Annotated in this window: 18 protein-coding genes and 1 pseudogene; 11 read left to right on the top strand and 8 right to left on the bottom strand. The window is 72.1% G+C overall.

Annotation, left to right across the window (positions count from 1 at the left end):
* Both ABZE72_RS08100 and ABZE72_RS08095 read left to right on the top strand, forming a co-directional pair.
* Nucleotides 1–381: pseudogene (locus tag ABZE72_RS08100) on the top strand (phosphoglucomutase, alpha-D-glucose phosphate-specific); the annotation flags it as partial.
* 65 nt (nt 382–446) lie between these two features.
* Complete coding sequence (locus ABZE72_RS08095) at nt 447–1331, top strand: GNAT family N-acetyltransferase (RefSeq protein ID WP_372728505.1); 885 nt, start codon at nt 447–449, stop codon at nt 1329–1331.
* Nucleotides 1332–1367: 36 nt separating this feature from the next.
* Here ABZE72_RS08095 and ABZE72_RS08090 read toward each other — a convergent pair whose 3' ends face one another.
* Nucleotides 1368–2597 carry a fatty acid desaturase gene (locus tag ABZE72_RS08090; RefSeq protein ID WP_372728504.1) on the bottom strand — a complete coding sequence of 410 codons (1230 nt, stop codon included), beginning with the start codon at nt 2595–2597 and terminating at the stop codon, nt 1368–1370.
* 79 nt (nt 2598–2676) lie between these two features.
* Nucleotides 2677–3810, bottom strand: coding sequence for a ferredoxin reductase (locus tag ABZE72_RS08085; protein WP_372728503.1), 1134 nt, complete (start codon nt 3808–3810; stop codon nt 2677–2679).
* A gap of 101 nt (nt 3811–3911) precedes the next feature.
* Here ABZE72_RS08085 and ABZE72_RS08080 point away from each other — a divergent pair, with 101 nt between their 5' ends.
* Both ABZE72_RS08080 and ABZE72_RS08075 read left to right on the top strand, forming a co-directional pair.
* Nucleotides 3912–5111 carry a PucR family transcriptional regulator gene (locus tag ABZE72_RS08080; protein ID WP_372728502.1) on the top strand — a complete coding sequence of 400 codons (1200 nt, stop codon included), beginning with the start codon at nt 3912–3914 and terminating at the stop codon, nt 5109–5111.
* Between the two features lie 76 nt (nt 5112–5187).
* Entirely contained in the window at nt 5188–6135 is a 948-nt protein-coding gene (locus ABZE72_RS08075) for an SGNH/GDSL hydrolase family protein (RefSeq protein WP_372728501.1), read from the top strand.
* A gap of 162 nt (nt 6136–6297) precedes the next feature.
* Here ABZE72_RS08075 and ABZE72_RS08070 read toward each other — a convergent pair whose 3' ends face one another.
* The gene (locus ABZE72_RS08070; protein ID WP_372728500.1) at nt 6298–7803 is read right to left on the bottom strand and encodes an amidohydrolase; all 1506 of its coding nucleotides are present in this window, start codon (nt 7801–7803) and stop codon (nt 6298–6300) included.
* A 147-nt stretch (nt 7804–7950) separates the two neighbouring features.
* On the opposite strand from ABZE72_RS08070, the gene ABZE72_RS08065 reads away from it, so the two are divergent.
* Nucleotides 7951–8577, top strand: coding sequence for a hypothetical protein (locus ABZE72_RS08065; protein WP_372728499.1), 627 nt, complete (start codon nt 7951–7953; stop codon nt 8575–8577).
* Between the two features lie 12 nt (nt 8578–8589).
* On the opposite strand, the gene ABZE72_RS08060 is transcribed toward ABZE72_RS08065, so the two are convergent.
* On the bottom strand, nt 8590–10125 hold the full coding sequence (locus ABZE72_RS08060; protein WP_372728506.1) for a serine/threonine-protein kinase: 1536 nt from the start codon (nt 10123–10125) through the stop codon (nt 8590–8592).
* A gap of 48 nt (nt 10126–10173) precedes the next feature.
* Between ABZE72_RS08060 and ABZE72_RS08055 the strand changes: the two genes are divergently transcribed.
* From ABZE72_RS08055 to ABZE72_RS08040, 4 genes are read left to right on the top strand one after another with little or no spacing between them, the layout of a single operon-like run.
* A complete protein-coding gene (locus ABZE72_RS08055) occupies nt 10174–10752 on the top strand; it encodes an RNA polymerase sigma factor (protein WP_372728498.1) in 579 nt (192 codons plus the stop codon).
* A 29-nt stretch (nt 10753–10781) separates the two neighbouring features.
* On the top strand, nt 10782–12233 hold the full coding sequence (locus ABZE72_RS08050; RefSeq protein ID WP_372728497.1) for a M1 family metallopeptidase: 1452 nt from the start codon (nt 10782–10784) through the stop codon (nt 12231–12233).
* Nucleotides 12230–13252 carry an NAD-dependent epimerase/dehydratase family protein gene (locus tag ABZE72_RS08045; RefSeq protein ID WP_372728496.1) on the top strand — a complete coding sequence of 341 codons (1023 nt, stop codon included), beginning with the start codon at nt 12230–12232 and terminating at the stop codon, nt 13250–13252. Before ABZE72_RS08050 ends, ABZE72_RS08045 begins: the two co-directional genes overlap by 4 nt.
* Nucleotides 13253–13262: 10 nt before the next feature.
* The gene (locus ABZE72_RS08040; RefSeq protein WP_372728495.1) at nt 13263–14735 is read left to right on the top strand and encodes a carboxyl transferase domain-containing protein; all 1473 of its coding nucleotides are present in this window, start codon (nt 13263–13265) and stop codon (nt 14733–14735) included.
* A gap of 118 nt (nt 14736–14853) precedes the next feature.
* Here ABZE72_RS08040 and ABZE72_RS08035 read toward each other — a convergent pair whose 3' ends face one another.
* The gene (locus tag ABZE72_RS08035) at nt 14854–15450 is read right to left on the bottom strand and encodes a TetR/AcrR family transcriptional regulator (protein ID WP_372728494.1); all 597 of its coding nucleotides are present in this window, start codon (nt 15448–15450) and stop codon (nt 14854–14856) included.
* 34 nt (nt 15451–15484) lie between these two features.
* On the opposite strand from ABZE72_RS08035, the gene ABZE72_RS08030 reads away from it, so the two are divergent.
* Both ABZE72_RS08030 and ABZE72_RS08025 read left to right on the top strand, forming a co-directional pair.
* Nucleotides 15485–17017, top strand: coding sequence for a hypothetical protein (locus ABZE72_RS08030; RefSeq protein WP_372728493.1), 1533 nt, complete (start codon nt 15485–15487; stop codon nt 17015–17017).
* A complete protein-coding gene (locus ABZE72_RS08025) occupies nt 17014–17889 on the top strand; it encodes an SDR family oxidoreductase (protein WP_372728492.1) in 876 nt (291 codons plus the stop codon). Before ABZE72_RS08030 ends, ABZE72_RS08025 begins: the two co-directional genes overlap by 4 nt.
* A 155-nt stretch (nt 17890–18044) precedes the next feature.
* On the opposite strand, the gene ABZE72_RS08020 is transcribed toward ABZE72_RS08025, so the two are convergent.
* The 3 genes from ABZE72_RS08020 to ABZE72_RS08010 form a co-directional block, all read right to left on the bottom strand.
* On the bottom strand, nt 18045–19553 hold the full coding sequence (locus tag ABZE72_RS08020; RefSeq protein WP_372728491.1) for a dihydrolipoamide acetyltransferase family protein: 1509 nt from the start codon (nt 19551–19553) through the stop codon (nt 18045–18047).
* A 13-nt stretch (nt 19554–19566) separates the two neighbouring features.
* Nucleotides 19567–20550 carry an alpha-ketoacid dehydrogenase subunit beta gene (locus ABZE72_RS08015; protein WP_372728490.1) on the bottom strand — a complete coding sequence of 328 codons (984 nt, stop codon included), beginning with the start codon at nt 20548–20550 and terminating at the stop codon, nt 19567–19569.
* The coding region (locus tag ABZE72_RS08010; protein ID WP_372728489.1) for a thiamine pyrophosphate-dependent enzyme at nt 20550–21353 on the bottom strand (804 nt) is incomplete at its 5' end. The genes ABZE72_RS08015 and ABZE72_RS08010, both read right to left, overlap by 1 nt.

The raw sequence follows: 21353 nt of genomic DNA, 5'->3' as shown, positions 1-21353 counted from the left end.
TCCGAGATCCTGGCGACGACCGGGAAGTCGCCCAGCGAGCACTACGCCGAGCTGATCGCAGCGCACGGCGACCCGTCGTACGCCCGGATCGACGCGCCCGCGAACCGGGAGCAGAAGGCCAAGCTCGGCGCGCTCTCCCCCGAGGACGTGACCGCCACGACGTTGGCCGGCGAGGAGATCACCGCCAAGCTGACCGAGGCGCCCGGCAACGGCGCGAAGATCGGCGGCCTGAAGGTGACCACCGCGTCGGCCTGGTTCGCCGCGCGCCCGTCGGGCACCGAGGACGTCTACAAGATCTACGCCGAGTCGTTCCGGGGCGCCGAGCACCTGGCCGAGGTCCAGGCCGAGGCGCGGGACGTGGTCTCGGCCGCTCTCGGCTGATTTCTGCTCCTGGCCTCTGCTCCTGACCTCTGGTCGCGAGGTCCCGGATCTGCCATCGTCGGGCTGTGCGACTGATCGACGGGTCGGCGGCCGACCACGAGGCGATGATCGAGTTCGCCTGCCAGCGCAACCCCACGATGGGCCCCGAGGACATCGGGTGGCAGCTGATGGTGCCCGAGACCTGGCCCGACCTGCGGACCGTCACGGCGCTCGACGACGCCGACGAGATGCTGGGCTGGGGCTGGATGGCCACCGGCACCCACGCGCCACCGGGACGTACGTCGATGTGGGTCACCGTCCGGCAGGACGCGGAGGGCTCCGGCGTCGGCTCCGCGATCTTCCGCTCGCTGCTCAACGGCCGGCCGGACTCCGCGACCGAGCTCCGCACGATGGTCCGGGACACCGAGCCACGCTCGCTTGTGATCGCCCAGCGCTGGGGGTACGAGGTGGAGGAGCTGTCCATCGAGTCGGAGCTGCCCCTGGTCGGGCTGCCCACGCCGGCCCCACCGCCGGACGTCACGCTCGAGAGCTGTCCCTCACTGGAGTTCGACGACCAGGACGCCGTCGAGACGATGCTGCTGGCCAGCCAGACGAACCCGGAGGCGGGTGCGGGCAACGTGCTGACCTGCGCCCACCTCCGGCAGACCTCCGCCGGGGGTACGTCGATCGGGGTGCTCGCCCGGGTGGACGGCGTACCCGCCGCGATCGCGCACGGCACCTCCGTGGAGGGGTTCCTGTTCATCAGCTACACCGGCGTCGACCCTGCTTTCCGCGGCCGGGGCCTGGCGAAGCTGGTCAAGCAGCAGGCGCACCTCGACGCCGCAGCCTCCGGGGCGACCCTGAGCCGCACCGAGAACGAGGAGCACAACGCCGGGATCCGCCGGGTCAACCAGGAGCTCGGCTACCGAGTGCTGCACGGCACCTATCGGATGCGCCTGCCCCTGGGCTGACCCGGCGGACTCCTCCGAGCGCAGGAGACCGGTCGGTCAGGCGGCCTGGCTGGCGCGACGGGCCTGCTGGTTCAGCCGGGCCTGGGCGGCACGACGTACCCGCGGACCGCCGGTGGTCATCGTGTAGAGCATCTTCAGCTGCGGCACGGCGTTCTTGGCGTTGGTGGTGGCCAGCCAGCCGTTGGGCAGCGACAGCCGGATCACCTTGTGCCAGGCGCTCGCGACCTGCTTCGGGAACGGCGCGGAGTGGTAGTTGAGCCCGTTCTTCTCGAACAGCTCGCGCACCTTCGGGGCGATCTCGGCGTACCGGTTGCTCGGCAGGTCCGGGAAGAGGTGGTGCTCGATCTGGTGCGAGAGGTTGCCGGACATCACGTGCATCGCCTTGCCGCCGGAGATGTTGGCGGAGCCGAGCATCTGGCGCAGGTACCACTCGCCGCGGGTCTCCCCGTCGATCGAGCGCTTCTCGAAGGTCTCGACACCCTCGGGGAAGTGCCCGCACATGATGATCGAGTGGCTCCACAGGTTGCGCACGATGTTGGCGGTGAAGTTGGCCGCCAGGGTCGGCAGGAACGAGCCGGTCGGCAGCGACAGCGCCGGGTGGACCAGGTAGTCCTTGGTGGCCTGCTTGCGGACCTTCTTCAGCACCTGGCTGACCCGGGCCTTGAACTCGGGGTCCTTGGTCTTCTTGCGCTTGATGTTCGCGCCGAGCTCGAGGTCGTACGCCGCGATGCCGTACTCGAAGAAGCAGGCGTTGACGAAGTTCCAGAACGGCTGCACCAGGAAGAACGGGTGCCAGGGCTGGTCCTCGTCGACGCGCATGATGCCGTAGCCGAGGTCGTTGTCCTTGCCGATCACGTTCGTGTACGTGTGGTGCAGCTCGTTGTGCGAGTGCTTCCACTGCTCGGCCGGGGTGACGTGGTCCCACTCCCAGGTGGTCGAGTGGATCTTCGGGTCGCGCATCCAGTCCCACTGGCCGTGCAGGATGTTGTGGCCGATCTCCATGTTCTCGAGGATCTTGGCGACGCTCAGGCCGGCCGTGCCGACGATCCAGGCCGGCGGGAAGATGCTGGCCAGCAGCACCGCGCGCGAGCCCAGCTCGAGCTTGCGCTGCACGCTGATGACCTTGCGGATGTACGCCGCGTCGGACTCGCCACGAGCCTCCAGGACCTCCTGGCGGATCTCGTCGAGCTGCTTGCCCAGGAGCTCGATGTCCTCGGCACTCAGGTGGGCGATCGGGTTGTCGGACTTCTTCTGCAGGGCGGTCATGTGCGCTCCTCGGTCAGGGGTGTCAGTGGGGTGTCAGTGGGGTGTCAGTGGTGGCAGTGGGGTGTCTGGGACCGGCCGGTCAGTGGTCGATGTCGCACGCACCGGCGGCCGCGTTGACGCAGGTCTGGATCAGCACGCCGCCGTCTCCGGTCTCGCCGGGATTGGCGACGGTCAGGGCGCCGTTGCGCAGGTCGCGGACGGCGCCGCTGCGCAGCGGCAGGACGCAGCCGAAGCAGATGCCCATCCGGCAGCCGCTCGGCATCAGGACGCCCGCCTCTTCGGCGGCGTCGAGGATCGGGGTGTCGCCGGCCGCCTCGACGAGGGTGCCGGTGCGGCCGAAGGAGACCGTCCCGCCCTCGCCGGTGACGACCACGGCCGAGCGGAAGCGTTCGATGTGCAGGGCGAGGCCACGCTCGGTGTGGTGCTGCTCGAGGGCGTCGAGCAGGCCGACCGGCCCGCAGGCGTACGTCGTGCGCTCGGCCAGGTCCGGGACGATCGTGTCGAGGTCGGCGACGTCGAGCATCCCGTCGACATCGGTGTGCAGCTCGACCAGCCGCAGCCGGCCCTCGGCGGCGTAGCGACGCAGCTCGTCGCCGAAGATCACCTCCGAGCGCGACAGCGCGGAGTGCAGGACGACGATGTCGGCCCGGACCCGCTCGGCGCGGGAGAAGAGGCTGCGCAGCATCCCGATCACCGGCGTGATCCCGGAGCCGGCCGTCACCATCAGCAGCTTGCCCGGCATCGGGTCGGCGAGGACGAAGTCGCCCTCGGCCTGTCCGAGCTGGAGCATCGTGCCGGGACGAACCCGGTGGACCAGGTGGTTCGAGACCACGCCGTCGGGGATCGCCTTGACCGTGATCGAGATGCAGCGGTCGGCGCGCGGGCCGTGGGTCAGCGAGTAGGTGCGCCACAGCCGGACGCCGTCGACGTCGACGCCGATCCGGACGTACTGACCGGGCACGTGGCCGGCCCAGTCCTTGCCCGGCTTGATCACCAGGGTGGTGGCGTCGGCGGTCTCGGGGTGCACGGCCACGATCCGGCCGCGCAGCTCGGCCCCCGAGCGCAGCGGGTGGAAGACGTCGAGGACGTCGTCGAGCTCGAGCGGGGTGACCGCGGCCTCGGCGAACCGGCGCAGACGCTGGCGCAGGGTGCGGGCGGTCGGGGCGGCGATCGCGGTGCGGGAGGTGGTGCTGGGGAGGGCAACGGTGCTCATGGCTCCACTGTCGTCCACCCAGAGGGGTAAAGTCCTGACCGTGGCATGTGAATGCCTACGTCACATTTGTTCGCTGGGAACAATCTCTTCCAGGAGGCAGCATGGCCGGCCGCACCCCGAGGACCGGGCCGCGACGTACCGCGGGTCACGGCCTGGCCCTGCCCGCACCGGCGGTCGACCGGATGCGCGCCCTGCTGCCGACCGTCGCCGACAAGGCGGTCACCGCGATCATCGCCGAGGTGCCGTCGTACGACGGGGCGCTGAGCGGCTCGATGGGCGAGAACATCCGCAGCGCCGTGCAGATCGCGCTCGGCGGCTTCCTCTCCCTGGCCAGCGGCGGCCGGGGGGCCGACCCGCAGACCCCGACCGCCCCGGCCGTCGAGGGCGCCTACCAGCTCGGTCGCGGCGAGGCCCGCAGCGGCCGCAGCACCGAGGCCCTGCTGGCCGCCTACCGCGTGGGCGCCCGGGTCTCCTGGCGGGAGATGTCCACCACCGCGGTCGCCAACGGCGTCGACGCCGAGACGCTGGTGCCGTTCGCGGAGCTGGTCTTCGCGTTCATCGACGAACTGTCCGCCGCCAGCGTCGCCGGCCACACCGACGAGCTGGCCACCACCGGCCGGGTGCGGCAACGGATGCTGGAGCGGCTCGCCGGGCAACTGCTCGGCGGCGCCTCTCCCGAGACCGTGCTGGCCAGCGCGGAACAGGCCGGCTGGGAGCCGCCGGAGACGCTGACCGCGGTACTGGTGCCCGAGTCCCAGGTCCGCCCGGCCCTGACCTCGCTGCCGGCCACGACCCTGCAGGCCGTCGACGTGCCCGACCTCGACGGTGCCGCCCTGCTGCTGGTGCCGGACATGCACGGCTCGAGCCGCGCCGTGCTGCTGCGGGCGCTGGCCGATCGGGGAGCGATCGCCGGGCCGTCCCGACCCTGGCTGGCGGCGCGAGCGTCGTACGACCGGGCGCTGCGGGCGCGGTCCCTGGGCCTGGTCGACGACACCGAGGCCCACCTGCCCGCGCTGGTCCTGCGGGCCGACCCCGAGGCGCTGGCCGACCTGCGCGCCCAGGTGCTGGCACCGCTCGCCGACCTGAGGCCCGGATCGGCCGAGAAGCTGGCCGCCACCCTGCGCTCCTGGCTGCTGCACCAGGGCCGCCGTGACGACGTCGCCGCCGAGCTGTTCGTGCACGCCCAGACCGTGCGCTACCGGATGGGCCAGCTCCGTGAGCTGTACGGCGAACAGCTCGACGACCCGGCCAGCGTGCTGGCGCTGGTGCTGGCGCTGGGGACCGACGACCTGGCCGGCTGAGGTCGCGGTCCGCGGTCCGCGGTCCGCGGCGAGCGTTGGAGGAGTCCCGTAGCGTCTCGGGGTGGAGGTACCACCCATGACGGCTCTCGTCCGCCCGCCTGCTCGACCCGCGCCTCGACTGGCCGCCCTGACCGGCGGGCTGCTCGCCCTTGCCCTCGTGGCCAGCGGTTGCACCCGCGGGGTGGCCGACCCGGGCAGCCTGCCGACGCCACCGGCGTCGACCTCGGCGAGCGTCGAGTCGCCGTACCCGACCTACGTGGCGTTGGGTGACTCCTACACGGCCGCACCGCTGGTGCCGACGACCGACACCACCAACGGCTGCCTGCGCTCGGACAGCAACTACCCCTCGCTGGTGGCGGCCGCGATGCCCGGCACCGAGCTGGTCGACGTCAGCTGCAGCGGCGCCGACAGCGCCTCGCTGGTTGGCGCCCAGCGGACCGCGACCGACACCCAGCCGCCCCAGTTCGACGCACTGACCCCCGAGGTCGACCTGGTCACGGTCGGCATCGGTGGCAACGACTTCAACCTGTTCGGCACCCTGCTCGGTCAGTGCGTGGTCCGCGGGGGCGCCGGCGCCCAGCCCGACGAGGGGTGTGCGGCCGAGCTCGACGCCGCCGGCCGGGCGAAGATCGATCGCCAGCTCCGGACGATCACGTCGTACCTGACCTCGATCGTGACCGGGATCCGCGACCGCTCTCCCGAGGCCACCGTGGTGGTCGTCGGCTACCCGCAGATCGTGCCCGCGACCGGCACCTGCCCCGACCTGCTCCCGCTCGCGGCCGAGGACTACCCCTTCGCCCGCGAGCTGAACGAGAAGCTGGCGGCCGCCGTGAAGCGCGGGGCCCGTGCTGCCGACGCGGCGTACGTCGACGTCTTCCGCGCCAGCAAGGGCCACGACATCTGCTCCGCCGACCCCTGGATCAACGGCCAGCAGAGCGACCTGGGCGGCGCGCTGGCCTTCCACCCGTTCGCGGCCGAGCAGGAGGCCGTCGCCGAGCTGGTGCTCGCCCAGCTCGAGGCCTGAGGGGGGTGTCGGATTCCCCGGAGATCCGGGGATCCCTGCGCTTCCAGGGCATTGCACTGCCATGGAAGCGCTAGGAACCCGTGGGAAGCACTGAGCCATCAGCGCCACCAGCGCCATCAGCGCCACCCCTGACGACACCCCGCCGAAGCACGGCCGCAGCCCTCAGAGGTGGGAGAAGACCGTCTCCCCCGCCACGATCGTGGCCGCCACCTGTACGCCGCGCAGCGCCGCCGCCTGGGTCGCGGAGTCACCCGCCGCCAGCGGATCGTCGTCGAGCAGCACCAGGTCGCCCCGGTTGCCCGGCTGCACCGTCGGCTGACCGTCGACCGACGCGGTGAACGCCTCCTGCGGGGTCAGCGCCTGCTCGGCGTACCAGGGCTCGCGCTCGTCGGCGCTGCGGTGCACCGCCGCCGCCATCGCCAGCCACGGGTCCATCGGGGAGACCGGCGCGTCCGAGCCCATCGCCAGCTCCACCCCGTCGTCGAGCATCCACCGCAGCGCGAACGACCGGTTCCCACGACCCGGCCAGATCTTCTCGGTCAGGTCGCGGTCGTCGAGCAGGTGCGCCGGCTGGACGCTGGCCCGGATGCCCAGCTCGGCCATCCGTCGTACGTCGTCGCGGCCGACCAGTTGGGCGTGCTCGATCGAGCCCCGCGCACCCGTCTCGGCGTACGACGCCAGCGCCTCGGCCACGGCCGCGTCGCCGATCGCGTGGGTCGCCACCTCCAGCCCGAAGACGTGAGCCCGGGCGAGCAGGCCGCGCAGTTCGTCGCCGGAGAGGTTGGGCTGACCGCAGGGGTACTCCAGTCGGTGCGCGTCGGCGTACGGCTCGCAGCACCAGGCGGTCCGGGTGTTGAGCGAACCGTCGGAGATGATCTTCAGCGGCCCCATCGTGGCCCGCTCGTCGCAACCCGGGAGCACGTCACCGGTGCGCAGACCGGCGGCGATCACGTCCTCGAGGGTGTCGGCGTACGTCGCCATCCGGATCCGCAGCAGGTCGCAACCGGCCGCCCAGCGCTCGGCCCACTCCGCAGCGCCGCCGCTGAACTCGAAGTCGACGATGCCCACGACCCCCATCGACGCGGCGTGGTCGAGCGTGCGGCGGTAGGCCTCGGGCGAGGTGCCGTCGTTGCCCACCAGCGTCGCGAGGCGCGGGTACGCCGCGAACCACTCCGCCTCCTGGACCACCGAGTCACGGACCGGCATCGCGAGGTGCATCAGCGCGGTGGTGTTCAGCCAGGCGTGGTGGCCGTCGCCGCTGATCAGCACCACCGGGGTGTCGCCGGAGACCGCGTCGAGCTCGGAGACCGTGGCGTCGCGCTCCCAGTGGCCCGAGCGGTGGCCCCAGCCGATCACGGGCAGGTCGGGGTACTCCGCCACCCGCTCGGCGACCAGTGCGGTGGCCTCCTCGTGGGACCGCACCCCGGCCAGGTCGAGCCGACCCGAGGAGAGCGTCCACTGGGCCATGTGCACGTGCTGGTCCCACAGACCGGGGGCGACCCAGCGGCCGGCGGCGTCCAGTTCCTCCACGCCCGCTGGGCGATCGAGCGAGGGGCCGACGGCGCTGACCGTGCCGTACTCGACGAGGACGTCGACCGGGGCGTCCGGGACGGGATGACCGTCACCGAGCGGGACGATCCGGGCATTGCGCAGGAGAAGGCTGGTCACCGGGCTCACGCTACGTGCCGACCTGCCAGTTGTGGTTGGTACCCAGCCGCTGACCTGCCACTTGTGGTTGCTCCCGGCCAACCACAACTGGCAGGTCAGCGGGCCTGGGGCAACCACAACTGGCAGGTCACGGATAGTTTGTCGGCCATGGGGATCCGCGGAGTCGAGGTGGCGTTGGCGACCACCCTGGTGGGCGTCGGGCTCGGCTTCGCCGCCGGAACCGTGCTCACCGACGAACCCGCCCGCCTCGCCGGAGCCCTTCCGGTCCCGGCCAGCTCACCGTCGGTGCCGCTCGACCCGCCCCCCACGGTCCTGCCGGACCCGGACCGACCGACCCTGCCCACCCGCCTGCCGAGCCACACCGAGACGGTCGGAGTCGCGCCATACGACCTGGAGTTCCCGATCCCGAACGGGTGGCAGGAGTTCGTGATCGGCCCGGCCGAGAAGCGCTGGACGCTGCCGGGCAACCCGTCGCAGTCGTACTCCGTCCGGGTCGAGCTCGTGATCAGCCAACGCATCACGATCGAGCGCCTGATGGAGCAGCGCGCCGAGGAGCTCGACGGCCTGCTCGGTTTCAACGTCCTGGAGCGCACCGACGACACGCTGGTCTTCACCTACATCGACGAGACCGACCACCAGCGGTTGAGCGTGGTCCGGTGGATCTCCCCCCGCGGCTCGGGCACCGCCGAGGCCGAGATCGCCGCCACCGGCCGGATGCGCGACGAGGCCGGGCTGCGAGCCCTCGTCGCCCGGATCGCCGACCGCGCCCGCTGAGACGTACGCCGGCTACGACATCCCGTGCGTACGCACCGCGTCCAGCACCTCGTTGGCCGTGGCCCGGTCGGCGCTGCGCACCTGCACCCACATCAACCGGTTCGACGCCACCTGGACGACCCGCTCCACCAGGAACCCGCCCGGGCAGGCCGCGAAGACCACCGTGAGTGACGGGTCGCCGGCGGCCAGGTCCTCGATCGGCGCCTGCGCCTTGAGGCACTCGGGGTGCTGCGGCACCTGGCTCGGCAACCTGGTTCCGGGCAGGATCCCCACGAAGACGCCCTGGGCCGCGTCCCCGGTCCGCCAGTCCCGGGAGGTGCCGAGCGAGAGCCCCGGGAAGTCGTCGGAGTCGTTGGGCGGGAACCAGCCGTCCGTCGCGACCGCCTGCCCCCAGGCGCGTGGCACGGTCGCCGACAGCGACCCCGAGTCGTCGCTCACCGTGACGTGGCTGCCCCACTCGCGCTGCAGGGCGTACCCGGTGCCCGCGCCGGCCGCCAACGCGAGCGCCAGCAGCCCCACCAGCACCGGGCGCCGACGGCGGGGCCGTACCGGCTCCTGCTCCAGCACCGGCTCCTGCGACGGCTCCGGCATCGGCGAGGTCACCGGCGACATCACCGGCGACATCACCGGCGACATCACCGGGCTCGGCAGCGGCGAGGGCGCTCCCCCGGCCTGCGTCAGGTCCGGGTCGAGCGACATCCAGGGCACCGCGGTGGCGCCGCGAGCCACCCCCGCGGCCGGGTCGAGGGCGAGGGCGCCCGCCAGCGCGTCGGCGTACGCCGTCACGTCGGGGAAGCGGTCCTCCCGGTCCGGCGCCAGGCCCCGTCGTACGACGTCCTCCACCGCGGCCGGGAAGGCCCGCTCGGGCGTGGAGAGCGCCGGCGGCGACCCGGGGGCGCGGGCGGCCGCCAGCGTGGTGTGCGCGTACGGCGCGTGGCCGGTGAGCAGCACGTAGGTCAGGGCCGCCAGGGAGTACTGGTCGGCGCGGGCGTCCAGCGACTCGCCCTGCGCCTGCTCCGGCGCCACGAAGGTCGGTGTGCCGGCGATCATCGTGAGCCGCGAGGACATGTCGAGCGCCTTGCCCAGACCCAGGTCGCCGACCATCGCCCGCACCTCGCCGTCGACGGTGCGGAAGAGCACGTTCGCCGGCTTCACGTCGCGGTGCAGGATGCCGCGCGCGTGCAGCGCCTTCAGGCCGACCGCGACCTGCCGCACCACCTCCAGCGCCTGGGACGCGGCCAGGCCCTCGACCTCGAGCCGGTCCGCGAGCGTGCCCTGGTCGGCGTACGCCATCACCAGGTACGGCCGACCGTCGTCGAGCTCCCCGGCGTCGTAGACCGACACCACGTGCGGCGACTCGACCTTGCGCAGGTAGCGCCCCTCCTCGAGGAAGCGCTGTCGGACGTGGTGGTCCTCGGTCCAGTTGTCGGCCAGCACCTTGATCGCCACCGGGGAGTCCAGCTGCTCGTCGTAGGCCAGCCACACGGTGGCGAACGCACCGGCCCCGATCCGGCGGCGTACGGCGTAACGACCGAGACGAGAAGGCATGGGCACGGTTGCATTATGTTGCAGGTCACAGCGAAGGGACATCCGCCCATGACGTGGGACTCAGACTCGGCCGGGACCACGCCCGACGAGATCGACGACCTGGCTCGCCGAGCTCAGTCGGGCGACCGGCAGGCGCTCGAGCAACTGCTCGCGGCCGTGCGCCCGCGCACGCTCAACATCTGCCGGGGGGTGCTGCCCCACCCCTCCGACGCCGAGGACGCCTGCCAGGACGCCCTGGTCAACGTCGCGAACAAGATCGGCTCCTGGGGCGGGCGCGGCAGGTTCACCACCTGGCTGCACGTGGTCGCGGTGAACTCGGCCCGCAGCACCTATCGCCGGATGAAGAACCAGGCCGTCGCCAGCGACCCCCAGGCGTTCACCCTCCTGGACCGTCCGGACCCGCGCACCACCAGCGTCATCGCCGGCACCCGGCTGGACCTGCTCGAGGCGATGGAGAGGATCGAGCGCGACCACCCCCAGTTTGTCGAACCGCTGCTGCTGCGCGACGTGTACGGCATGTCGTACGACGAGATCGCCGCCCACATCGGCGTCCCGCTGGGGACCGTGAAGGCGCAGATCCACCACGGCCGCAAGCTCGCCCGTCCGATGCTCCGGGACGAGGAGTGAGGCGCTCCCCCACACGCGGGACAGTGGCGGTGGCCCTGCTCACCGCCGCGCTGCTGGCGGGGTGCACCGGCACGAGCCCCGACCCCGGCGCTGGCGCCGGCAGTCCCGGCAGTCCCGGCGGCGACAACCCGGTGCCCGACGTCGACGACCCGGCGCTCAAGGTGGCCGAGAGCGAGCCGGTCGAGGACAGCGTCTACCCCGAGGTCGGCGACCCCGGCGTCGACGCCCTCGCCTACGACCTCGACCTCGCCTGGGAGCCCGACACCGAGACCCTCACCGGGGTCGAGACCCTGGTCTTCCGCTCCACCGAGGACGACGACGACGTCCAGCTCGACCTCAGCGCCGCACTGACGGTCTCCTCGGTTCAGCTCGACGGGCAGGAGGTCGAGCACGAACGGATGGGCAAGGACCTCGTCGTCCGGGCGGCCGTCGAGCAGGACCGGCGCTACACCCTGCGGATCGCCTACTCCGGCACGCCCACGCCGGTCACCGCGCCCACCACCCGCTCGGACTTCAGCGACCTGGGCTGGCGGATCACCGACTCCGGCGAGACCTGGACCATGCAGGAGCCGTACGGCGCCTACAGCTGGTACGCCGTCAACGACCACCCCTCCGACAAGGCGCTCTACTCGTTCACGATCAGCGCCCCCTCGCCGTTCGTCGGGGTGGCCAACGGCGAGCTGGTCGAGCGGACCGACGAGGACGGCACCACCACCACCCGCTGGGAGCTCGACGCCCCGGCCGCGTCGTACCTGGTGACGGCGGCGATCGGGGAGTTCCGGATGACCACCGACTCCTCGCCCAGCGGGGTGCCGATCAGCTACTGGACGGCGCCCGGCGACCGGTCCGGCCTGCGCAGCCTGCGGGTCACCCCCGAGGCGTTGGACTGGCTGGAGGCCCGGCTCGGCCCCTACCCGTTCGAGACCCTCGGGATCGTGCTCGTCGACTCGCAGAGCGGCATGGAGACCCAGACGATGATCACGCTGGGCCGGACCGAGTACACGACCTCGGCGCGAGTGATCGTCCACGAGCTGGTGCACCAGTGGTACGGCGACCTGGTCACCCCGACCGACTGGACCGCGCTCTGGATGAACGAGGGCATGGCGATGTACCTGCAGGGCGTCTGGATGGTGGAGTTCACCCCGGCGTTCCGCGGCCAGACCATCGACGACCTGATGGACGAGTGGGCCAACTTCGAGCCGATCCTGCGCCGCGAGTCCGGCCCGCCGGCCGCCTTCGACCCGGCCGCCTTCGGCGAGGGCAACGTCTACTACGGTCCCGCGCTGATGTGGCACGAGCTGCGCCGGCAGGTCGGTGACGACACCTTCTGGACCCTGGTGCGGGACTGGCCGCAGGTGAACGCGAACGGCAATGCCACGGCCGAGGAGTACCTGGCCTGGCTCGACGAGCGCACGGATCGCGACCTGACGTCGTTCTTCCGAGCCTGGCTGTACGGCAAGCAGAGCCCGAAGCGGCGATGAGGCTCCTGGTCCTGGGCGGCACCGCCTTCCTCTCGCGCGCGGTCGCCGAGGAGGCGCTGCGTCGGGGCCACGACGTCGTCTGCGCCGCCCGGGGAGCCTCGGTGTCGGTGCCGCCGGGTGCCCGGCTGCTGGCGTGGGACCGCACCGGACCGCCGCCCGACGAGCTGGCCGAGCTGGCCTCCGGGGTCGACGCCGTCGTCGACGTCGCCCGACACCCGTCCTGGGTGCGGCGGGCGGTCCGGCTGCTGCCCGACGCGCACTGGGTCTTCGTCTCCTCGATCAGCGTCCACCCCGACCACGGCACCCCGGGCGGCACCCCGGAGACCCTGGCCACGCTCGAGCCCCTCGACGAGGACGCCGACCCGATGGCCTCGCCGGAGACCTACGGCGCGATGAAGGTCGCCTGTGAACGCCACGTGCGCGCCGGCGCCGCGACGTCCCTGGTCGTCCGGCCCGGGCTGATCGTCGGGCCGGGTGACCCCACGGGTCGGTTCAGCTACTGGCCGGCCCGGCTGGCCGACACCGCCGCCTGGCCCGAGGTGCTGGTGCCCGGCTCGCCGGACGACTCGGTGCAGCTGATCGACGTCCGCGACCTGGCGGGGTGGCTCGTCGAGAGCGCGGAGAGGCGGCGTACCGGCCTCCTCGACGGTGTCGCCCGGCCGATGACCCGCGCCGCCTTCGTCGACGCCGTGGCGGCGGCGGCCCGCGACCTCGGCCGCCACGACCCGGCCACGAGCTCGTTCACCGCGGTGGACCAGGAGTTCCTGCTCGAGCAGGGCGTCGAGCCGTGGATGGGGCCGGACTCGATCCCGTTGTGGCTGCCACAGCCGGCGTACGCCGGGATGATGGCCCACGACCCGGCCGCGTCGTACGCCGCCGGGCTGGTCACCCGCCCGCTCGCCGAGACCGCCCGCGACACCCTGCTCTGGCTGGACGAGCACCCCGAGGCGGTGGTCACCGGGATCGGCCGGAGCCGGGAGTCGGACATCCTGGCCGCCTGGCACGCGGCGAGGGCCTAGCCTGTCGCCCGTGACCCGACTGACCGCCGCCGACCTGATCGACCTCGTGCTCGACGCGGGCTCATGGACCTCCTGGGACGTGCCGCCCGAGCGCGGCGCCCTCTCCGAGGAGTACGCCGCCGCGATCGCCGCCGCCACCGCGAAGAGCGGCGTGGACGAGTCAGTGCTCAGCGGTGAGGGCCTGATGCGGGGGCGCCGGGTGGCCGTGGTGGTGGGTGAGTTCGGCTTCCTCGCCGGCTCCATCGGGCGGGCTGCGGCCGATCGGTTGGTGACGGCGATCCAGCGCGCCACCGCGGAGGGACTGCCGCTGCTCGCCGCACCGATCAGCGGCGGCACCCGGATGCAGGAGGGCACGCCCGCCTTCGTGCAGATGGTGCGGATCTCCCAGGCAGTCGCGGCTCACAAGTCGTCGGGGCTGCCCTACCTGGTCTACCTGCGCAACCCCACGACCGGTGGCGTGATGGCCTCCTGGGGGTCGCTGGGACATGTCACGGTCGCCGAGCCCGATGCGCTGGTCGGCTTCCTCGGGCCACGGGTCTACGAGGCGCTCTACAACAAGCCGTTCCCCGAAGGCGTGCAGACCTCCGAGAACCTCTACGCCCGCGGGATCATCGACGCGGTCGTCGCCCCGTCCGAGATCGCGGACATCCTGGACCGGGCGCTCTCGATCCTGCTCGCTCCCCGCGACGGCGTACCGGTCGTGGCGGCGCCCGCCGAGGAGGAGATCCCGGACGTCGAGACCTGGGACGCCGTGACCCGTTCGCGTCGGCCGGACCGGCCCGGCGTACGGCGGCTGCTGCGGTACGCCGCCAGCGACGTCGTACCGCTCAACGGCACCGGGCAGGGTGAGTCCGACCCCGGCCTGCTGATCGCGCTGGTGAAGTTCGGGCAGGCGCCGTGCGTCTTCCTCGGCCAGGACCGGCGCGGCCAGACCGCCGACCACCCGATGGGGCCGGAGGCACTGCGCGAGGCGCGACGCGGGATGCGGCTGGCCTCCGAGCTCGGGCTGCCGCTGGTCACCGTGATCGACACCCAGGGCGCCGCCCTGTCGCCGGATGCCGAGAACGGCGGGCTGGCCGGCGAGATCGCGCGCTGCCTGGCCGACCTGGTCACCCTGGACGCGCCGACGCTGTGCCTGATGCTCGGCGAGGGCAACGGCGGCGGTGCGCTGGCGCTGCTGCCCGCCGACCGGGTGGTCGCCGCCCAGCACGCGTGGCTCTCGCCGCTGCCGCCCGAGGGCGCGAGCGCGATCGTGCACCGCGACCTCGAGCATGCGCCGGAGATGGCGCGCCAGCAGCAGGTGCGCGCGCTGGACCTGCACGCGCGCGGGATCGTGGACCGGGTGGTGGCGGAGAAGCCGGACGCCGCCGACGAGCCGGAGGCGTTCTGCCAGCGGGTGGGGGCGGTGCTGGAGCACGAGCTGAGCGCGCTGCTGGCCTCGGGCCCGCGGACGCCGGCCGAGCGGGCCGGGCGGTACGTCTGAGCCGCTCGGCTGAGCAGCGCCGTTTTCCGCTGTAACGCGGGGTTATTGACGCTGAACAACCTGCGGAGGGGGCACTCAGCGTCCATAACACCGCGTTACAGCGGAAGGGGCGGCTGCTTCAGGAGGGCGGCTGCTCCGGCGCCGTCAGCCGAGCGATCTGCTCGGCCACCCCGCGTCGTACGTCGCCGGGGTCAGCACCGGTCGCCTCGCTCATGAACGCGCCGAAGATCAGCCACCCGAGCGCAGTCGCCCCGGCCACCGCGGAGTCGGTCGCCCGCCCGGGGTCCGACTCCCGCCACAGCGACGCGAACAGCTCGGTGGTCGACGCCGTACCCGGCACCGCGACGTCCGGGCTCTCCAGCACCGCGTGCGCCAGCGCCCGCCAGTACGTCGGCCGCTCGGCCAGGACGTCGAGGACCTGGTCGACGACCGCACCGTCGACCACTCCGCTGCCGTCGGTGGGCACCCCGGACGCCACGATCGCCTCGACGACGCCCCGGGACTCCTCGGCCAGCACCTGCTCGAGCACCTCGGCCTTGGTCCCGAAGTGCCGGTGCACCAGCGCGTGGTTGACCCCTGCGCGGGCGGCGATGTCGCGCACCGAGAAACCATCCGGGCCCCGCTCGGCCACCAGGGCGCGGGTGGCGTCGAGGACCGCGACCCGGACGGCCTCGCGTCCGCGCGGCCGAGGTCCGGACGTCTGGGTGGAAGTCATTGTCCAACTGTAACCATCCGGTTACAGTTCCTCCATGCCGAGTCGTCGTACCCCCCTCCTGCGCGCCGCCACCGTCGGCCTGACCGCCCTCGCCCTGGCCCTGGCCCTGGCCGGCACCAGCGCCTCGGGCGCCACCGGTGACCGGACCAGCAGCGTGGCCCCGCCGATCCCACCGTCGCCGTCCGACGCCCGCGTCGAGAAGTTCGAGGGTGCCGCCGCCAAGGCCCGGCCGATCAAGCAGCGCCGGCTGCCCCAGCACCCCTTCCTGGCGCCCAACGGCCGCAGCAGCATGCACAACGACGCGTACAGCTCGGACGCCTACGAGGTCAGCGGGCCGCTCGGCCGCGACCTGGTCGTCACCTCCGCGACCTACGGCATTCGCGAGTGCGCCACGATCACCTTTGACTCCCAGGACCGGATCCTCGCGCTCTGCGGCGGACTCGAGGGCTTCGTGATGATGCTGATCGACCCGGTGACCCTGGACCCGATCGCCGAGCTCGCCATGCCCGGCCGCGACGTCACCTCCGGCGCCAACCCGCTGACCGACATCTGCGGCGGTACGTACTTCTTCCTCACCCCGGACGACCACGCCATCGCGACCACCACCGAGAGCTCGATCTGGGAGGTCCGGGAGACCGCGACCGGCCTCGCCAAGGTGGGCTCGTGGGAGCTCGCGCCGCACATCCCGGACGGCGACTGCGTGGTCGCCACGGCCCCCGACTGGAAGGGACGGGTCTGGTTCTTCACCCAGCAGGGCACGGTCGGCACGCTCAACCGCAGGACGGGCAAGGTCCGCACCCTGCGCCTGGGCGAGGCTCGCGGCGAGGGCATCTACAACTCGGTCTCCGCCGACGAGACCGGCGGGGTGTACGTCGTCACCACGCACGCGATGTACCGCCTGGACGCGGGCCGTACGGCGCAGCCGCGGATCACCTGGCAGCGTGACTACGACCGCGGGTCGGTGCAGAAGCCGGGGATGCTCTCCCAGGGCTCGGGCACGTCGCCGACGCTGCTGGGCAGGAAGTGGATGGCGATCACCGACAACGCCGACCCGCGCACCCACATCGTCGTCTACGACCGTCGCAAGGGCGTGAAGCGTCGGCTGCACTGTCGGATCCCGGTCCTGCCCGAGGGGGCGAGCACCACCGAGAACAGCCTGGTGGCAGCCGGCAACTCGGTGATCATCGAGAACAACTACGGCTACCAGAACCCGGGCTCGACCATGTTCGGGCGCTCCACCACGCCGGGCATCGCGCGGGTGCTGATCAAGAAGCGCGGCTGCAAGGTCGCCTGGACCAACACCTCGACCGCGCCCACGTCGGTGCCGAAGGGGTCGTTGGGCAACGGACTGGTCTACGCCTACACCAAGCCGCCGCGCTCCGACGGCATCGACGCCTGGTACCTGACCGCCATCGACATCCGCAGCGGCAAGACCGTCTGGAGCCGGCTGACCGGCACCGGCACCCAGTGGAACAACCACTACGCCGCGATCTACCTCGGGCCGGACGGCACGGCGTACATCGCCACGCTGAGCGGGTTGGTGCGGATCCAGGACGGCCCGGCGTGAGTGTGGAGCCGCCCAAGACGTACGTCGTCACCGGCGCCGCGTCGGGCATCGGCGCGGCCACCACGGCGTACCTGCGCGAGGCGGGTCACCTGGTGATCACCGTCGACCTGGCCGAGGCGGACGTGGTCGCCGACCTGTCCACGGGCGCCGGGCGCGCTGCGGCGGTGGCCGGCGTCCAGGACCTCACCCGGGTGGTGCACGGCGTGGTGCCCTGTGCCGGTGTGGCCGGGCTGACCGGCGTCGACCCCCAGCTCGTGGTCTCGGTCAACTACTTCGGGTCGGTCGCGCTGGTCCGCGGACTCCGGGCCGAGCTGGCCGCCGCCGGCGGCGCCTCGGTCGTGCTGCTGGCGTCGAACTCGATCACCGCCCAGCCGGGGTGGAGGACCGAGGTCACCACCGCCTGCCTGCGCGACGACGAGACGGCGGCGCGGGCCGAGGCGGCGAGCGTGGACGCGGTGATGGTCTACCCGGCGACGAAGGCCGCGCTGGCCTACTGGGTGCGGCGCGAGTGCGTGAAGGCGGAGTGGGTCGGCGCAGGGATCCGGCTGAACGCCGTCGCGCCCGGTCTGATCGCGACCCCGATGACCGACCAGCTCCGGGCGGACCCCCAGCTGGGGGTCTTCGCGGACGCCTATCCGAGCGCGCTCGGGCGGCCGGGGTTGCCCGAGGAGGTGGCCGCGACGATCGGCTTTCTGCTCTCGGACGCCTCCAGTCTGGTGGTCGGCTCGGTGCTCTTCGTGGACGGCGGGACCGATGCTCTGCTGCACCCGCTCAAGCCCGAGGGCATGCAGGTCAACCCGATCGCGCTCGGGGTGCTCAACTCGATGGCCGGCGTGGCCACCAAGCTCTCCGCCCTCCGCCGCAAGCGCTGACCTGCCACTTGTGGTTGGCCCCAGACCGCTGACCTGCCACTTGTGGTTGCCCCCCAGACCGCTGACCTGCCACTTGTGGTTGAAATGCCGAAGCGCCGACCAACCAGAAGTGGCAGGTCGGCGCCTCGTGAGCAACCACAAGTGGCAGGTCAGCGTCAGAAGAGCAGGGCCGAGGCCGGGTCCTCCAGGATCCCCGCGACGTCCGCCAGGAAGCGCGAGCCCTTCTCGCCGTCGATGTGCCGGTGGTCGAAGGAGAGCGCCAGGGTCGTGATCTGACGGATCGCCAGCTCGTCACCCGCGTCGCTCGACACCACCCACGGCTGCTTGCGCACCGCACCGAAGCACAGGATCGCGGACTCGCCCGGGTTGATGATCGGCGTACCGGCGTCCACGCCGAAGACCCCGACGTTCGTGATCGTGAACGTGCCACCGCTCATCTCCGCCGGCTGGGTCCTGCCCTCACGAGCGGTGCCGGTGAGCTGGTTCAGCTCGCCGGCGAGCTCGAGCAGGGAGAGGTCCTGCGCCTCCTTGACGTTCGGTACGACGAGCCCGCGCGGCGTGGCGGCCGCGATGCCGAGGTTGACGTAGTGCTTGACCACGACCTCCTGGGCCTGCTCGTCCCAGTAGGAGTTGATCTCCGGCGTCCGCTTCATCGCCAGCATCACCGCACGCGAGAGCACCAGCAGCGGCGAGACCTTGACGTCGCGGAACTCGCGTCGCGTCCTGAGCCGCTCGACGAACTCCATCGTGCGGGTGACGTCGACGGTGATCCACTCGGTGACGTGCGGCGCCGAGAAGGCCGACGACACCATGGCCGAGGCCATCATCTTCCGCACGCCCTTGATCGGCTCGCGCGTCTCGCGCTCCCCGGAGGAGGCAGCCCGGCGCGGCGCCGACTCGACTTGGCCGGACGCCCCCGCCGACGAGCCCGACGACGAGCCCGACGACGAGCCCGCGCCCGAGGCGGCTGCCTCGACGTCGGCCCGACTGACGGTGCCGTTCGGCCCGGAGGCCCGGCACGAGCCCAGGTCGACCCCGAGGTCCTTGGCCAGCTTGCGCACCGGCGGCTTCGCCAGCGCGCGCGCCTCGGAGGTTGTGACCGCACCGCGCGGCACGAACTCCGAGACCGGCTCCGGCTCGCGGGTCCGCGCCGAGGTGGCCGGCACGGCCGGCTCGTCGGACTCGGCGACCGGATCGGACAGCGCGCCGCCCTGCGAGAAGGCGCCCTGGACCTGCATCTGGGTGTTCGCGGCGGACTCCGAGGACGGCGAGGCCGACCCTTTGCGAGCACGACGGACCGCACCTCGCTCGGCCTTGTTGCGACCGACCAGGCTCTCGCCCTCGCCACCGCCGGAGGCGCGCGGGTTGGACAGGTCGATCTCCATCTCGGCGTCCGACGAGCCCGCGGGAGCAGCGGCCGGCGCGTCGTTCGGGTCGCCGACCGAGATGATCGGCGTACCGACGTCGACGGTCTCGCCCTCGGACACCATCAGCGCCAGCACCGTGCCGGCGTACGGCGAGGGCAGCTCGACCAGCGACTTGGCGGTCTCGATCTCGACGATGATGTCGTTGACCTCGATGACGTCGCCGACCTTGACCTTCCAGGAGACGATCTCGGCCTCGGTCAGGCCTTCGCCGACGTCGGGCAGCTTGAACTCAGACATGTGGTGGATCTCCTCAGAAGGCCAGGGAGCGGTCGACGGCGTCCAGCACCCGGTCGAGGTCGGGGAGGTACTCCTCCTCGATCCGCGAGGGCGGGTACGGCGTGTCGAAGGCACCGACGCGCAGGACGGGAGCCTCCAGCGAGTAGAAGCACTGCTCGGTGATCCGGGCAGCCACCTCCGAGCCCATGCCGAGGTTCACGTGCGCCTCGTGGGTGATCACGGCGCGGCCGGTACGACGTACCGACTCGAAGACCGGGCCCATGTCCAGCGGGGAGAGCGTGCGCAGGTCGATGACCTCGAGCGAGCGCCCCTCGCTCGCGGCGGCCTCGGCCGCCTTGAGCGCGGTCTTCACCGTCGGGCCGTAGGCCAGCACGGTGACGTCCGTGCCCGCCCGCACGACACGCGAGGTGAACAGCGGGTCGGGGGTGGCGCTCTCGTCGAGCTCGGCCTTGTCGGCGTGGTACTGCCGCTTGGGCTCGAGGAAGATCACCGGGTCGTCGCAGGCGATCGCCTGCTGCATCATCCAGTAGCCGTCGACCGGGTTGGAGCAGGCGACCACCTTGAGGCCCGGGGTGTGCGCGAACTGCGCCTCCGGGGACTCGCTGTGGTGCTCGACGGCACCGATCCCGCCACCGAACGGGATCCGGATGACGATGGGCATCTTGACCTTGCCCTGGCTGCGGAAGTGGATCTTCGCGACCTGACAGACGATCTGGTCGTAGGCGGGGTAGACGAAGCCGTCGAACTGAATCTCGACGACGGGCCGGTAGCCGCGCATCGCCATCCCGACCGCGGTGCCGACGATGCCGGACTCGGCCAGCGGCGAGTCGATGACCCGGTCCTCGCCGAAGTCCTTCTGCAGGCCGTCGGTGATCCGGAAGACGCCGCCGAGCTTGCCGACGTCCTCACCCATCACGAGGACCTTGTCGTCGTCCTCCATCGCGCGGCGCAGCCCCATGTTGAGGCCCTTGGCGAGGGTGATCTTCTGCGTGGCCATCAGTGGTCGCTCCCCTCGAAGGACTCGAGGTACGCGGCGAAGCCTTCGCGCTGCTCCACGAGCTCCTCGGTGATCTCGGCGTAGACGTGGTCGAAGATCTCCAGCGGCTTCGGGTCCGGCAGGGCCTTGCAGCCCTCGCGCAGGTGGACACCGAGCTCGTCGGCCTCGGCCTTGACCGCGCCGAAGAACTCCTCGTCGGCCAGCCCGTTGCGCTTGAGGTAGACCTTGACCCGCTCGATCGGGTCCTTCAGCTTCCAGCGCTCGACGTCGTCGGAGAGCCGGTAGCGGGTCGGGTCGTCGGTGGTGGTGTGCGCCCCCATCCGGTACGTGTACGCCTCGACGAACGTCGGGCCCTGGCCGTCGCGGGCACGCTGCAGCGCGGCCTGCGTCACGGCGTACGTCGCGAGCACGTCGTTGCCGTCGACGCGGACGCCGGGGAAGCCGAAGCCGAGGGCCCGCTGGTAGAGCGGGATCCGGGTCTGGCGCTCGATCGGCTCCGAGATCGCCCACTGGTTGTTCTGACAGAAGAAGACGACCGGCGCGTTGTAGGAGGCGGCGAAGATGAACGCCTCGTTGACGTCGCCCTGCGAAGAGGCGCCGTCGCCGAAGTGGGCGATCACCGCGGCGTCCCGGTCGGGGTCGCCGGTGCCGACGTCGCCGTCGCGCTGCATGCCCATCGCGTAGCCGGTGGCGTGCAGGGTCTGCGCGCCGATCACGATCGTGTAGAGGCCGAAGTTGTTCTCGTTCGGGTCCCAGGCGCCCTGGTCGACGCCGCGGAAGAGGCCCAGCAGGTTGAGCGGGTC

This window comes from Nocardioides sp., from assembly GCF_041600255.1.
Lineage (GTDB): Bacteria > Actinomycetota > Actinomycetes > Propionibacteriales > Nocardioidaceae > Nocardioides.
The sequence above is the reverse complement of the archived record's forward strand: the minus strand, read 5'-3'. Positions and strand labels throughout refer to the sequence as shown.